Below are 13,980 nucleotides of genomic sequence, written 5' to 3'. Positions count from 1 at the left end.
GTGGAGGAAACCGTCCGGACGCGTGCGGTCTTGGGCTTGGCATGAAGGCCCAGCCCGGGGAGGATCAGTTTGTGCCCTTGCCGCCGCACTTGCCGGTGGCAACGTTGAAGTTGCCGCACGACAGCGGCTTGCGCCAATCGGAGATCAAATCCTTGGAGTCCGGCAGGTAGTCGGACCATTCGTCGCCCATCACAAGGCCGGGCGTGCGCGAAACCGTTTCGAACTGGCCGTCGGTCTGGATTTCGCCGATCAGCACCGGCTTGGTGATGTGATGGTTCGGCATCATCGTCGAGTAGCCGCCGGTCAGGTTTGGCACAGAAACGCCGATCATGGCGTCGATGACCTTGTCCGGATCGGTGGTGCCGGCCTTCTCAACCGCCTTCACCCACATGTTGAAGCCGATATAATGAGCTTCCATCGGGTCGTTTGTGGTGCGCTTGTCGCTCTTGATGAACTTGTGCCAGTCGGCGATGAACTTCTTGTTCTCGGGCGTATCGACGCTCTCGAAATAGTTCCAGGCGGCGAGATGGCCGACCAGCGGCGCGGTGTCGAGACCGGCCAGCTCTTCCTCGCCGACCGAGAAGGCCATGACCGGGATGTCCTCGGCCTTGATGCCCTGGTTGCCGAGTTCCTTGTAGAACGGCACGTTGGCATCGCCATTGACGGTCGAGACGACGGCGGTCTTCTTGCCGGCCGAGCCGAATTTCTTGATCGCCGAGACTTCGGTCTGCCAGTCGGAGAAGCCGAACGGCGTATAGTTGACCATGATGTCTTCGGCCGCGACGCCCTTGGCCTTCAGATAGGCTTCGAGGATCTTGTTGGTGGTGCGCGGATAGACGTAGTCTGTGCCTTCGAGCACCCAGCGCTTCACCGAACCGCCATCCTCGCTCATCAGGTAATCGACGGCCGGAATGGCCTGCTGGTTCGGCGCGGCACCCGTGTAGAAGACATTGCGCTCGCTTTCCTCGCCCTCATACTGGACCGGATAGAACAGGATATTGTCGAGTTCGGAAAACACCGGCAGCACCGACTTGCGCGACACCGAGGTCCAGCAGCCGAACACCGCGGCGACCTTGTCCTTCGAGATCAGCTCACGCGCCTTTTCGGCGAACAGCGGCCAGTTGGAAGCCGGGTCGACGACGACCGCTTCGAGCTTCTTGCCGAGCAGGCCGCCCTTGGCGTTCTGCTCGTCGATGAGCATCAGCATGGCGTCCTTCAGCGTCGTCTCTGAAATCGCCATCGTGCCCGACAGCGAATGAAGAATGCCGACCTTGATCGTATCATCGGCGGCCCTGGCCGGAGCAGACATCACCAGGCCGGCGGCAACTACGCTCGCCGAGAACATTTTTGCTATTGTCGAGAAATTACCTCTCATGCGGAAGACTCCCAAGCTGGTTTGATTGCACCGCAACTATGCGATGCAACCCCCGTGCCAACCGCTGAAGGCATGCGGAAAAGAGCAAGATAGATACATGTTATCAGTGCGTTGCTACATTAGATTGAACGAAACAAAGAGAGCCGGTTAAAAATTGATTGAGGGAAATTTGCGCAATGCACAAGGCATATGCCTAAGTTTTGCCCATTTTCTTTAGATGCCTATATTTTGATCTCGAAGGCAGATCGCCGACGGCAAATGTTGCGGCGCGGCGCAAAAATAGGGCAAGCTTGGTCGTTCAAGCGGACGGCATCATGACATCAGCCATTTCACGCATATTCATCGGCATAGTGGCTCTGGCGGCGGCAACCGGAGCGGCCCGAGCCGACTTCAGCGACGGCAGGATGCCCGACGGCATCTATCACTGCGAGGCCTACCTGCTCGGCATGTTCCTCAACCTCGGCGACATCACCATCAAGGGAAACGTCTACAACGGCCCGGTCACGTTCGGGACCGCGCAGCAGGGCTACAACTACCAGATGGATGCAAACGGCGTGATCTCCTGGTTGGGACCAGTTGGCGGTTACACCACTGGCGGCAACTCGCTCTCGCTCACCCAGGCAACGCTGGACGGCCAGAGTCCGCCCTCCTTCGACATCATCATGAAGCAGCCCGACGGCGCCTTCACCGCCACGACCTGCACCAGGGGAAGCAATCAATAGATCTTCCCTGGCAATGACACCGCCTCGGTCTGCAACCCTGCCCGTCTTCTCATCTCATCTGGATGTTGCCGAAGGACCGCCAGCCGGTCGGCGCCTGAGGCCATGAAAAAAAGGCGCGGAACTGGTCAAGTTCCGCGCCAGCAGGCAGTCGGGAGGTCAGATGGTTTTCGCCGACATCTGCGCGGCGATATAGTCGGCCTGGCGGATCGCCAGCGACACGATGGTCAGGGTCGGGTTTTCGGCCGCACCCGTCGTGAACTGGCTGCCGTCCGACACGAACAGGTTCTTGATGTCGTGTGCCTGGCCATGCTTGTTGACGACGCCGTCGGCGGCCTTCTCGCTCATCCGGTTGGTGCCGAGATTGTGCGTCGAGGGATAGGGTGGCGTCGGGAAGGTGCGTGTGGCGCCGACCGCATCGTAAAGCGCGGTGGCCTGCTTGTAGGCATGATTGCGCATCGCCGTGTCGTTGGCATGGTCGTCGAAATGCACATCGGCGATCGGCATGCCGTGCTCGTCCTTCTCGTCGCCATGCAGCGTGATGCGGTTCTCCTCGCGCGGCATGTCCTCACCGACGATCCACAGGCCGGCCATGTGGTCGTAGTGGTCGAGCGCGGTGGTGAAGGAACGCCCCCAGCCGCCAGGGTTCAGGAAGGCAGCCATGAAGGGCAGGCCGAGCGACAGCGTCTCGAACTCGTAACCGCCGACAAAACCGCGTGACGGATCATGGCGCGCCTCATCACGGATGATGCCGGCCATGGTGGTGCCGCGATACATGTGCACTGGCTTGTCGAAGATGGCATAGACCGATCCCGTGGTATGCCGCATGTAGTTCTTGCCCACCTGCCCCGACGAGTTGGCAAGGCCGTGCGGGAACTTGGCTGATTCGGAATTGAGCAGCAGGCGCGGGCTCTCGATCGAATTGCCGGCGACCGCCACGATGCGGGCCTTCTGCTCCTGCAGCTTGCCGTCCTTGTCGGCATAGACGACGCCGGTGACCTTTCCAGAGGCGTCATGGTTGATCTTGATCGCCATGGCGTTCGGCCGGACCTCGAGGTGGCCCGTCGCCTCGCCCTTCGGGATTTCGGTATAGAGCGTCGACCATTTGGCGCCCCATTTGCAGCCCTGGAAGCAGAAGCCGGTCTGCTGGCAGGAATTGCGGTCGTCGCGCTCCACCGAGTTGATCGCCATGTTGCCGGTATGGCATTCCTTGTAGCCGAGCTTGTCGGCGCCGGCCTTCAGCACCTTGAAATTGTTGTTGCCCGGCAGGCGCGGCCAGCCATTGGTGCCGGTGACGCCCATCTTGGCTTCCGCCTTGGCGTAATAGGGCTCCATCTCGGCCAGCGTCACCGGCCAATCCAAAAGGTTGGCGCCTTCCAGCTTGCCGTAGGTCGACAGCGTCTTGAACTCATGCTCCTGGAAGCGCAGCGATGCGCCCGCCCAGTGCGTGGTCGAGCCGCCGACCGACTTGACGATCCAGGCCGGAAGGTTGGAAAAATCCTTGGCCACGCGCCAATCGCCGGATGTGGTGCGCTTGTCCGTCCAGGCGAGCTGAGCGAACGAATCCCACTCGTCGTTGATGAAGTCCTCATATTCGTGGCGGGCACCGGCCTCGAGGATGACGACATCGATGCCCTTCTGCGCCAGTTCGTTGCCGAGCGTGCCGCCGCCGGCGCCGGAGCCGATGATGACGACCACGCCGTCGTTTTTCAGATCAAATGCTGCTGCCATGGTTTCCTCCCATGAAATCAATTGAATGCGGTTGAGGCGAAGCGGGTCAGAGCCACTCGATGTCGCTGAATCCCCGCGCGATGTAGCCGCCCTTGGAATAGGATTCGCCCTCGTAGCCGAAGATCGGCCAGACCTCCTTCTGGTTGTAGAGGCTGACGACAAGACCGCCGCGAACCGCCTGGAAGAAGGCCGTACCCTCAATGTCCCTGAGCAGCGCGACCCGCTGCTCTTCCCAGCCGAGCCCGCGATAACCGCCCTCGCCGGCTCTCTTGTCGAGATCGGCGATCCCGTTTTCGATAAGCTCCTTGTGAGCCTTGTCCTTGGCGGCCATCTCATCATGGCCCTTGACCGCGACGGCGTAATATTTGTCAGGGACTTGGTCATGCGGGTAGATATCGCGCGCCAGCTGGATCAGCGTCGCCATTGTCTCGGGCTTCAGAGCCGAGGTTTCCAGCCCCCAGGCATGTTGCGGACTGATGACGGCGCTGCCGGAAATGACGAGCAGCGCGCCGACGCCGCCGCGTTTGAGAAGTTCGCGCCGTGAAAGCCCGGGCTTCCCCTCGTGGATCGTGACCATGTTTTCCTCCCTGCTTGCTGTTCGCACTCGAAAGAGTGCCGTTGCTGGCGCCGCGCCGGTCCGCGCGGCCGGTTGTCGCTATTGGAAGCGCCCTCCGCGCTGCAGGACCTCGACCTTGTAGCCGTCGGGGTCCTCGATGAAGAAGAAGCGGGCGATGAGCGACCCGTCGCGGCTGAATTCGACAATCTTCTTCGGATTGAGGCCGAGAGCGCCGAGCCGATCATGTTCGCTGTCGAGATCGGCGACCGAGACCGCGAGGTGACCGTAGCCATCGCCCAGCGCATAGGGCTCCGCGCGCCCCTTGTTGACGGTCAACTCAACCTCGAAAGGCGCATCGGCATTGCTGAGGTAGACCAGCGTGAAGGTCTCGAAGTCCAGTCGTTGGGCGACCTCAAGGCCGAATGCCCGGGTGTAGAAATCGATGGAGCGGGCTTCGTCGAGAACCCGGATCATGGTGTGGATTGCCTTCGCCAAATCAGACTCCGCAGCTTCATGCTTTCGAAGGTGATTATGCGCGCCGGTGAAGAAAGGTGGTGGCAGCCGACTACCACGCATGGGGTTGGAAAAACGGATAGGCCCATCCCAAGGACGTAAGTCTGCCAAGGACGAAAGTCTGATTGCCGTTGACGACCTTCCGGTCGATGATGAAACCGCAGGCAGTGTTCAAAAGGCACCGACCGCCCCGTCGGCGCCCAAGACCAACAAAAACGGGAGTTAACGATGTGCAGAGTCTTTGCCGCACAGGATCCGGAAGGCTATCGTCAGATCAACCGGTCGATCCGCATTGACGGACATTCGACGAGCATCCAGCTCGAGGTCACGTTCTGGGCCTTGCTCGACGAAATCGCCGAAAGCCAGAACCTGACGACGCCGAAATTCATCTCGAAGCTCTACGACGAAGCCATCGAGATCAACGGCGAGATCCCTAATTTCGCGTCGATGCTGCGCACCACTTGCGCACTCTATCTACGCGGCCACCGACCATCCATGGAGGAGGTGTTGAAGCGAGAGGCCGCCTAGCGCCCTTCCGTGGCGACTTCGAGCGCGAGCCGGCTCATGTCGGTGAAAAGCGCCTGGCGTTCGGAATAGTCGGTCTGTTCGCCGGTAAGCAGATTGTCGACGACGGTCAGCAGCGACAACGCCCTCGCGCCGAAATGGGCCGATATGCGATAGAGAGCGCTGGTTTCCATGTCTACCGCCAGCGCCCCGAGCGCCCTTGCGTCGGCATAACGGGCACGCGCTTCAGGATGGTAGAATATATCGGTGCAGGCTGTCAGGCCGGCGTGGTGGTCGATGCCAAGTGCGGCTGCCTTGCTCAATGCGCGAGCCAGCAGCGCCGGATCCGGGCCAACATCGGCTACGTAAAGGCCAAAAACTCGACCGCTCTCGGTATTTTCAGGCCGTGCCGATTGCGAGATCACAAGGCTGCGCAGCTTTGCCTCGGCGCTCAGGCTGCCGCAGGTACCGGTGCGGATCAGTGTTCGGACGCCATAAAAGTCAAGCAGTTCATGGGCGTAGATCAGGAAGGATGAAACGCCGATGCCCGTCGCCTGAATGCTGACAGGCTTGCCGCGAAACAAGCCGGTAAAGCCGAGAGCGCCGCGTCGGCGATTGACGCAGCGCGATGCCTCCAGGAATGTCTGCGCCATCCACTCCGCGCGCTGCGGGTCGCCCGGCAACAAAACCGTGTCGGCGTAATCGCCCTTGCCTGCCTCGATGTGTGGCGTCAACAGCCGCTCCCCCAAGCCCGCCTGCTGTATTTTCAACAATCATGGCGTTGTTACGGCGTTGTGCAAGAGTGCGGCATTGGAAGCACCTAGGATTCAAGGACATCCTTGACGATCGTGGCCAGTTGCTTGAGCGAGAACGGCTTTGGCAGGAAGCCGAAATGCGCCTCCGCCGGCAGGTTCCTGGCGAAAGCGTCCTCGGCATAGCCGGAGACGAAAACGAACTTGATGTCCGGCTGGCGTTTGCGCAACTCACCGAGCAGGGTCGGCCCGTCCATTTCCGGCATCACCACGTCGGAAACGACGATGTCGACCTTGCCGCCCAGCGCTTCGAACACTTCCAGCGCCTCGACGCCCGACGATGCCTCGTGAACGGTATAGCCGCGCGAGGTCAGTGCCCGCATGCCGCCCATGCGCACGGCATCCTCATCCTCGACCAGCAGGACCGTCGCCGATCCGGACAAATCCTTGGTGCTATCGGCCGGTTTGACTGCCGCTGCCGCCGGCGCTTCACCGGCTTCGGCTGCCGTTTTCGCTTCCACGATGTGACGCGGCAGGAAGATGCGGAAGGTGGACCCCTTGCCGACTTCGGAATCGCAGAAAATGAAACCGCCGGTCTGCTTGATGATGCCGTAGACCATGGACAGGCCAAGGCCCGTGCCCTTGCCGACCTCCTTGGTGGTGAAGAACGGCTCGAAGATCTTCTTCAGCACGTCGGGCGCGATGCCTGAACCCGTATCCTCGACTTCGACCACCACATAGTCGGCGGCCGCGAGTTCGCGATAGGGAAAGGTCTTGCATTCCTCGGCGGTCACGTTGCGGGTGCGCACGGTGAGATCGCCGCCCGCCGGCATCGCGTCGCGCGCGTTGACCGCCAGGTTGACCACCACTTGCTCGAACTGCCCGATATCGACCTTGACCGGCCACAGATCGCGGCCGTGATCGACCTTGAGCTTGATGTCGTTGCCGACCAGCCGGGCAAGCAGCATCCTGAGATCGGCGAGCACGTCGGTGAGGTTCAGCACTTCCGGCCGCAGCGTCTGCTTGCGCGAGAAGGCCAGCAACTGCCTGACCAGGGAGGCCGCGCGATTGGCGTTCTGCTTGATGTTCATGATGTCGGGGAAGGACGGATCCGACGGCCGGTGATTGGTCAAAAGCAGGTCGGACGCCATGATGATGGCGGTCAGCACATTGTTGAAGTCGTGCGCGATGCCACCGGCGAGCTGGCCGACGGCCTGCATCTTCTGGCTTTGCGCCATCTGCCCTTCGAGCGCCTTCTGCTCGGTCGTCTCGACGGCGTAGACGATGGCCGCTTCCTCGGCTCCTTCGCCGCCGGTGCCATCGGCCACGGCGTTGACGTAGAAACGGATATGCCGCTCATCATTGCCGGGCAGTACGGTCTCAATCGGATCAATGTCGGCCTGCCGCTGCCGGGCTTTCTCGAAAGCCGCGGCAAAGGCCGGCCGGTCGCGGTCATGGATCACCGTGTCGAGCCGCACGCGGCGATCCACGGCATCCCGGTCGACGACCGAGGAAAACAGCGACAGGAACGGTGCGTTGGTGCGCAGGATGCGCCCGCTGGCATCGACACCGGCAATCGCCATCGGCGTCGAATTGAAGAAGCGGGTGAAGCGCACTTCCGAGGCGCGCAGGTCGGCCGAGGCATCCTCGCCCTGTGTGCGGTTGAGCACGATGGTGCGGGTTGGCCCGCCGACGCCCTCACGGCTGGCCGAAACGCGATGCATGAAGCGCACCGGCAGCGCCTCGCCGGTCATCGTCGTCAAGTCGAGATCGATGACCGCATTGCGCGTCGTCCCGGGGTCCGCCTTGACGGAGCGCACCAGCGCCATGCCGTCGCCGGCAACAATATCGGGCAAGGCGACGGCACCGGGGGTGAAGCTGGCGAGATCGATGCCCAGCCATCCGGCGAGCGTGGCGTTGATATAGGTGACGCGGCCGTCCTGGTCGGCCGAAAAGAAGCCGGCCGGCGCGTGGTCGAGGTGGTCGATGGCTTTCTGCAGATCGAGGAAGAAACGCTCCTGCTCGGCCCGCTCTTGCGAAATGTCGGCGAGCTGCCAGGCCAGCATCGGCAGCCGCTGGCCCGGAACGCTGAACGCGCGGGCGCGTGCCCGGTACCAGCGCGCGCCCGGTTCGGCGCCGGGCCGGATCGATTGCGCGAGCCGGAACTCGCCGTCGCCCGGCTGCCCGTCACGCAAGCCGGACGCCAGCCGGTAAATGGTCACCGAGGCTTCGGGGACATCGGAGAGCAATCCTTCGACCGTCTTCAGGTCAGCGGCCGAAGAGGCGCCGGTCATATCGGCATAGGCGCGGTTGGCGTAGACGACGCGACCCTTGGTGTCCGTGACCAGCAGGCCCTGCGACATCGAATCGACGAAGGCCTTGGACAGTTCGTCGCCCGTCGAGCGCGGTGTGATCTGCACGAAGCCGATCGCGGTCGCGAACAGGAAGCCGACACCGATCATCGCCAGTACGCCGAGCATGCCGAGCAGGAACGGATCGCCGAGGCGCTCGCGGAAAAGGCCGAAGACGATTGCGGCGCCCGTCAGGACGACGATGAAGATGATAAGCCGGGTGACCGCGCCCGGTCGCGTATTCTGGTCGACGATCGGTGCCGGATAGAAATCGCCGCGCGCTTCCTTGGCCATATGCCCCCTGCTCATGAAATCCGATGTTCCGACACCCGCCCCCAATGCATGTCGCCCAAAAATGACTTCGGTTTTGGGAAAACGACATGCATGAAAAACACGGACCTGAAACGCGCCGCATGAATCCGTTTCAGCGCGACGCGCTTTAGCCGGTTGAATCACATTCTCCTGGTCTGGAAAAGGCCCGGGCGGCAAATGTCGGATAAAAATGCTGTCGGCTGGCCTTCCCTGTGTTTCAAGCTGTTCACGATGCGTGAAAGGCAACTTGCGGTAGCCAGTCGCAACGGTCTAGTGTCGCGTCACTTTCCAAACCGTTCGGGGGAAACCAATGCAGTGGCTGGATAGCGTGGCGGGTCCCGGTTATGCGGCGGCACTCCTGTGGACCTTCGCGGCGCTGATCCTGCTGGTCATCGTTCTCGTCATCGTCAGGCTCGTGCGCAACCTGACCTTCGGCACGTTTGTCGCCGGCGGCCGCAACCGCAAGACGCGGCTCGCCGTCATGGACGCAACCGCCGTCGACAGCCATCGCCGACTGGTGCTGGTGCGACGCGACGACATCGAACATCTGCTTCTGATCGGCGGCCCGACCGACGTCGTTGTCGAACGCGACATCCGCCTCGCCGCGCCGCGCCGTCCGGCGTTGACTGGAGATGGCGGCCTGCAGCCTGTCCCGGCGGCCGCCGCCCCGGCTGCGAAGCCTCGGTCGCCGCAGCCCGCTCCCGTGCCTCCGAGACAAGCACCCGCTCCGCAGCCGGTGGCCATGGCACAGCCTGCCCGCCAGCGTCCGGCGGCGCCACCACCGGCTCCGGCGCCCGCACCGAAACCAGCGGCGCAAACCTATCAATCGACCAATGTCACGCCGCTGCCTGCCTATGGCTCCGCCAACGTCAATGCCGCCAGGCACACGCCGCCACCGCCGACGCAGGACAGCATCGACGACACGCTGATGAAAGAACTCGAGGTTTCGCTCGACCAGCCCCGCTCCGGCGGCCCGGTGGGCAAACCGGCAGCCAAGGCGCCGCCCTCGCTCGACGATGAAATGACCAGGCTGTTGGGCGAACTTTCAAGCCAAAAGAGATGAACTGCGCCTAGGTCAAGAGATGAACTGTCGCCTGCCAGTGACTAGGCTGGCCGGCGTTCAAGCGTGTTCAAATCTATTGAAGGTGGCACGCATCGAACAGAAATGGCCGGATAACCAGCCATTTGGAAATCAATGCAAAGGCGGTCCATCAGTCGTCGCGATAGACTTTTTCACGGCGCTCATGCCGTTCTTGCGCTTCGATCGACAAGGTGGCGATCGGGCGCGCGTCGAGCCGCTTCAAGGCGATCGGCTCACCGGTTTCTTCGCAATAGCCGTAAGTGCCTTCATCGATGCGCTGCAGCGCCGAATCGATCTTTGAGATGAGTTTCCGCTGACGGTCGCGGGCCCTGAGCTCGATGGCGCGGTCGGTTTCCGAAGAGGCGCGGTCGGCGAGGTCGGGATGGTTGGCGTTTTCCTGCTGCAGGATTTCGAGGGTTTCGCGCGCCTCGCGCAAGATGTCATTTTTCCAGGTGACGAGCTTCTGGCGGAAGTAGGATTTCTGCCGTTCGTTCATGAACGGCTCGTCTTCGGAGGGTACGTAATCGGCGGTAACGATGTCGTTCATTCGACTCACCCAACAGCCCCAAATTTGGCGCCTATATATTCGCCACCAGACGCCTGCACAAGCGCAATCAGCCACCGACTCACGCAATTGTTAAAGTGCGTCTCCAGCCTTCTCCGGAGCGGCATAAATCTGTTTTGATGGCGAAAGTACGACGATCCTCGCCCATCGCCCTGCAAGTGATTCGCCGCGCTGAAGCACGCGCACCATTGTGCGTGCGGCTTTTCTCGTGGCTAATCGCGGCAGGACTTCAGCTCTCGGGCACCGTTGGAGGTTGGGTGAGCAGGCTTTATCTGTTGCGACACGCCAAGGCCGGTTGGGCCTTGCCGGGCATGCGTGATTTCGATCGTCCGTTGGACGCATCCGGCCGCGCCGATGCCGAAAAAATGGGGACCGCGATGCGTTCCCGCTCCTATGTGCCGGACCTGACGCTGTGTTCCAACGCCAAACGCGCCAGGGAAACCCTCGAGGGTCTGGCCGGCCAGACCGATACAGGCAAGGTGCTGTTTTTGGACGCGCTCTACAGCGAGGACGCGGCGTGCTATCTCCGCCTCGTCCGAGATCATGGCGGGCCCGGTTCATTGCTGGTCATAGGCCACAACCCGATGACGGAGGATCTCGCCATGGCGGTTTCGGGCGATGGCGGCGAGGCGGAGCGGGCAATGCTCAATCACGGCTTTCCAACCACGGGCCTCGCGGTCGTCCGTTTCCCCGGCGATCTGGCGAAAGCGACCCAGGGAGCGGGTTATCTCGAAGCGTTCCTGACACCGGCAGATCCCTGATGCCGATTTCCAGCGCCATTTCAAAGCCGGGTTCCAGCGCCTATATCGGGCGGACGCAAGCCCGAGAGATCATGTTTTGGCATCATCGCTGACCACCTTCACCGACGAGGCAAGAATTGCCCTCGACACATTGTCGGGACGTGCCACCGGACTTTTTTCTCCATCGCTGCGTCTGGGTGTCACGGGTCTCTCCCGCGCCGGCAAGACCGTCTTCATCTCGGCCTTCGTCCACAATCTGATCCACGGTGGACGTCTGCCGCTGTTCGAGGCGCAGAAGTCGGGGCGTATCGCGCGCGCCTTCCTCGAACAGCAGCCCGACGACGCCGTGCCGCGTTTTCAATACGAGGACCACATCGCCGCTTTGGTCAACGATCGCGTCTGGCCGGACTCGACCCGCGCCATTTCGGAACTGCGGCTGACGATCGAATATGAATCGGCTTCCGGCTGGAACCGCATGTTCTCGTCGGGCAAGCTGTCGGTCGACATCGTTGACTACCCCGGCGAATGGCTGCTCGACCTGCCGCTGCTCGGCAAATCCTTCGCTGATTTTTCGCGCGAAGCCCTCGAAATGGCCACGCTGCCGGTGCGCGAGGATCTTTCGCTGGCCTGGCGAGCGATCTCGGCGGAAATCGACCCGAATGCCGACGCCGAGGAAATGACGGCGCGCCGGCTGGCTGAAAGCTTCGCCGCCTATCTCAAGGCATGCAAGCTCGACGAACGGGCGCTTTCGACCTTGCCGCCCGGCCGTTTCCTGATGCCCGGCGATCTCGAAGGCTCGCCCGCGCTGACTTTCGCGCCGCTGGCCGGCCTGGGCGACAGGCGCGCGCGCAACGGCTCGTTGCACGCCATGATGGAACGGCGCTACGAGGCCTACAAGACGCATGTCGTCAAACCATTCTTCCGCGAGCACATCACGCGCCTGGACCGCCAGATCGTGCTCATCGACGCCATGCAGGCGCTGAACGCCGGGCCTGGTGCCATGGCCGACCTGGAGCGCGCCGTCACCGAGATCCTCAGCTGTTTTCGCCCCGGCCGGGGCAGCTTCATAACCGACCTTTTCTCCCGGCGTATCGACCGCATCCTGGTCGCGGCGACCAAGGCCGATCATCTGCACCACGAAAGCCATGACCGGTTGCAGGCGATCGTGCGGCGCCTTGCCGACCGCGCCGTGGCGCGGGCGAATTTCACCGGCGCCGATGTCGACGTCGTCGCCATGGCGGCGGTGCGCGCCACCCGCGAAGGCACCGTCAAACAGGGCCGCGAAACATTGCCTGTTATCATCGGCACGCCGATCGCCGGCGAGAAGATCGATGGTGAAACATTCGACGGAAAGACGGAAACAGCTATATTTCCTGGTGATTTACCGGAGAACATTGATGCTGTTTTCGATCTTTCGGGGCCGGATCACAGGCAGGACTCCACGGACCCGGCAATCCGCTTCGTCCGGTTCCGTCCGCCGAAACTCGAACGCACGGCCGAAGGTGTCACGCTGTCGCTGCCCCATATCAGGCTCGACCGCGCCTTGCAGTTCCTGATCGGAGACCATCTGGCATGACCGCGCCCCGCAAACCGGCGGCATTCCGCATCGAGCCGGAAGCCGCGCCGAAACAAGACGCGCCACAAGCACGCCAGACCGAACCGTCGCGCAGACCGCGCTCCATGAACGCCGATGTGGCGCTGGTCATCCCGGCGGAGGTCGACGTTTTTGACGAACCGGACGTTATTGCCGCCGAGCCGCCGCCATCGGTCGCCCCCAGAAGGCGCTCGGTTCTCGGCAGCATCTTCTTCGGCGCCTTCGGCGTGCTGGTTTCGCTGGCTGTCGGCCTGTGGACCGACCAGTTGATACGCGATCTCTTTGCCCGCGCCGAATGGCTGGGCTGGCTGGCCGCCGGGATGGCGGCGATTGCGCTGCTGGCGCTGCTGGTAATCCTGATTCGCGAGTTCCTGGCCATCGCCCGCCTCGCCGAGGTCGAAAAGCTGCAGAAGCGCGCGCTCGATGCCATCGCGCGCGACGATCCGAAAGCGGCACGCGCGGTGGTCGACGAGTTGTCGGCCTTTGTCGCGGCCAAACCCGACACCGCTGCCGGCCGGCGCGCGCTGGCTGAATTGCGCGGCGAGATTATCGACGGCGCCAATCTGGTGCGCCTGGCGGAGGCGGAAATCCTCGGCCCCCTTGATGTCAGGGCCAAGGTGATGATTCTCGAGGCCGCCAAGCGGGTCTCGCTGGTGACGGCGGTGAGCCCGCGCGCGCTGGTCGATGTCGCTTATGTCGTGTTCGAGGCCGGGCGCCTCATCCGCCGGCTGTCGGAACTCTATGGCGGACGGCCCGGAACGCTGGGTTTTTTCCGCCTGGCGCGCAGCGTACTGGCGCATCTGGCGGTCACCGGTTCGATCGCCATCGGCGACAGTTTCGTCCAGCAGATCGTCGGCCACGGCCTGGCGGCCCGCCTCTCGGCAAAGCTGGGCGAAGGCGTCGTCAACGGTATGATGACGGCGCGCATCGGTCTCGCCGCGATGGAGACGGCGCGCCCCCTGCCCTTCAGCGCTGCCAGGCGCCCGGGACTGGGCGATTTCCTCGCAGCATTGACTTCGTTCGCAGCCAAGAAAGACGCCGAAACAGCTGGCTCCGGCAAATAGCGTCCAGCTCTTCGGGACGATGATCGGACTGCTGTTTCGAGGGCCCGCGGTGACGAAGCATTAACCAATCTTCTTCATGGTCGAACCGGTTTCAAACAGCCTCGTTGTTGCCGGGTATCGTCG

General features: G+C 62.5%; 13 protein-coding genes. 6 read left to right on the top strand and 7 right to left on the bottom strand.

The window, feature by feature from the left end; genetic code table 11:
• Positions 1-64 precede the first annotated feature (64 nt).
• Positions 65-1,345, bottom strand: coding sequence for an urea ABC transporter substrate-binding protein (urtA, locus tag MESAU_RS19165; RefSeq protein ID WP_245263010.1), 1,281 nt, complete (start codon positions 1,343-1,345; stop codon positions 65-67).
• Positions 1,346-1,689: 344 nt separating this feature from the next.
• On the opposite strand from urtA, the gene MESAU_RS19160 reads away from it, so the two are divergent.
• Positions 1,690-2,097, top strand: a complete 408-nt coding sequence (locus MESAU_RS19160) for a hypothetical protein (protein WP_015317696.1) — start codon at positions 1,690-1,692, stop codon at positions 2,095-2,097.
• Positions 2,098-2,253: 156 nt separating this feature from the next.
• Here MESAU_RS19160 and MESAU_RS19155 read toward each other — a convergent pair whose 3' ends face one another.
• The 3 genes from MESAU_RS19155 to MESAU_RS19145 all read right to left on the bottom strand — a co-directional run bounded on the left by MESAU_RS19155 (position 2,254) and on the right by MESAU_RS19145 (position 4,876).
• A complete protein-coding gene (locus tag MESAU_RS19155; protein ID WP_015317695.1) occupies positions 2,254-3,825 on the bottom strand; it encodes a GMC family oxidoreductase in 1,572 nt (523 codons plus the stop codon).
• A gap of 46 nt (positions 3,826-3,871) precedes the next feature.
• On the bottom strand, positions 3,872-4,402 hold the full coding sequence (locus tag MESAU_RS19150; RefSeq protein ID WP_015317694.1) for a hypothetical protein: 531 nt from the start codon (positions 4,400-4,402) through the stop codon (positions 3,872-3,874).
• A gap of 78 nt (positions 4,403-4,480) precedes the next feature.
• Positions 4,481-4,876 (bottom strand): VOC family protein, encoded by a 396-nt coding sequence (locus tag MESAU_RS19145; RefSeq protein WP_015317693.1) that lies wholly within the window; start codon positions 4,874-4,876, stop codon positions 4,481-4,483.
• Positions 4,877-5,122: 246 nt separating this feature from the next.
• Between MESAU_RS19145 and MESAU_RS19140 the strand changes: the two genes are divergently transcribed.
• Positions 5,123-5,422, top strand: coding sequence for a ribbon-helix-helix domain-containing protein (locus tag MESAU_RS19140; protein ID WP_015317692.1), 300 nt, complete (start codon positions 5,123-5,125; stop codon positions 5,420-5,422).
• On the opposite strand, the gene MESAU_RS19135 is transcribed toward MESAU_RS19140, so the two are convergent.
• Both MESAU_RS19135 and cckA read right to left on the bottom strand, forming a co-directional pair.
• Positions 5,419-6,132, bottom strand: coding sequence for a purine-nucleoside phosphorylase (locus tag MESAU_RS19135; protein ID WP_015317691.1), 714 nt, complete (start codon positions 6,130-6,132; stop codon positions 5,419-5,421). The two genes, MESAU_RS19140 and MESAU_RS19135, sit on opposite strands and share 4 nt — an antisense overlap.
• 86 nt (positions 6,133-6,218) lie before the next feature.
• Complete coding sequence (gene cckA / locus MESAU_RS19130; RefSeq protein WP_015317690.1) at positions 6,219-8,795, bottom strand: cell cycle histidine kinase CckA; 2,577 nt, start codon at positions 8,793-8,795, stop codon at positions 6,219-6,221.
• 328 nt (positions 8,796-9,123) lie between these two features.
• Between cckA and MESAU_RS19125 the strand changes: the two genes are divergently transcribed.
• Positions 9,124-9,876 carry a flagellar biosynthetic protein FliO gene (locus MESAU_RS19125; RefSeq protein ID WP_015317689.1) on the top strand — a complete coding sequence of 251 codons (753 nt, stop codon included), beginning with the start codon at positions 9,124-9,126 and terminating at the stop codon, positions 9,874-9,876.
• Between the two features lie 148 nt (positions 9,877-10,024).
• Here the strand turns inward: MESAU_RS19125 and dksA are convergent, their stop codons facing one another.
• Positions 10,025-10,441, bottom strand: coding sequence for an RNA polymerase-binding protein DksA (gene dksA, locus MESAU_RS19120; RefSeq protein WP_015317688.1), 417 nt, complete (start codon positions 10,439-10,441; stop codon positions 10,025-10,027).
• 275 nt (positions 10,442-10,716) lie between these two features.
• On the opposite strand from dksA, the gene MESAU_RS19115 reads away from it, so the two are divergent.
• The 3 genes from MESAU_RS19115 (at position 10,717) to MESAU_RS19105 (ending at position 13,857) form a co-directional block, all read left to right on the top strand.
• Complete coding sequence (locus tag MESAU_RS19115; RefSeq protein WP_015317687.1) at positions 10,717-11,220, top strand: SixA phosphatase family protein; 504 nt, start codon at positions 10,717-10,719, stop codon at positions 11,218-11,220.
• Between the two features lie 76 nt (positions 11,221-11,296).
• Positions 11,297-12,775: a YcjX family GTP-binding protein gene (locus MESAU_RS19110; RefSeq protein WP_015317686.1), complete on the top strand. Its 1,479-nt coding sequence runs from the start codon at positions 11,297-11,299 to the stop codon at positions 12,773-12,775.
• Positions 12,772-13,857, top strand: a complete 1,086-nt coding sequence (locus MESAU_RS19105) for a YcjF family protein (protein ID WP_015317685.1) — start codon at positions 12,772-12,774, stop codon at positions 13,855-13,857. Before MESAU_RS19110 ends, MESAU_RS19105 begins: the two co-directional genes overlap by 4 nt.
• The last annotated feature ends 123 nt before the right edge of the window (positions 13,858-13,980 follow it).

It is taken from the genome of Mesorhizobium australicum WSM2073 (assembly GCF_000230995.2).
Taxonomy (GTDB): Bacteria; Pseudomonadota; Alphaproteobacteria; order Rhizobiales; family Rhizobiaceae; genus Mesorhizobium; species Mesorhizobium australicum.
Note: the sequence above shows the minus strand (reverse complement) of the source record. Positions and strands in the feature narration are given on the sequence as shown.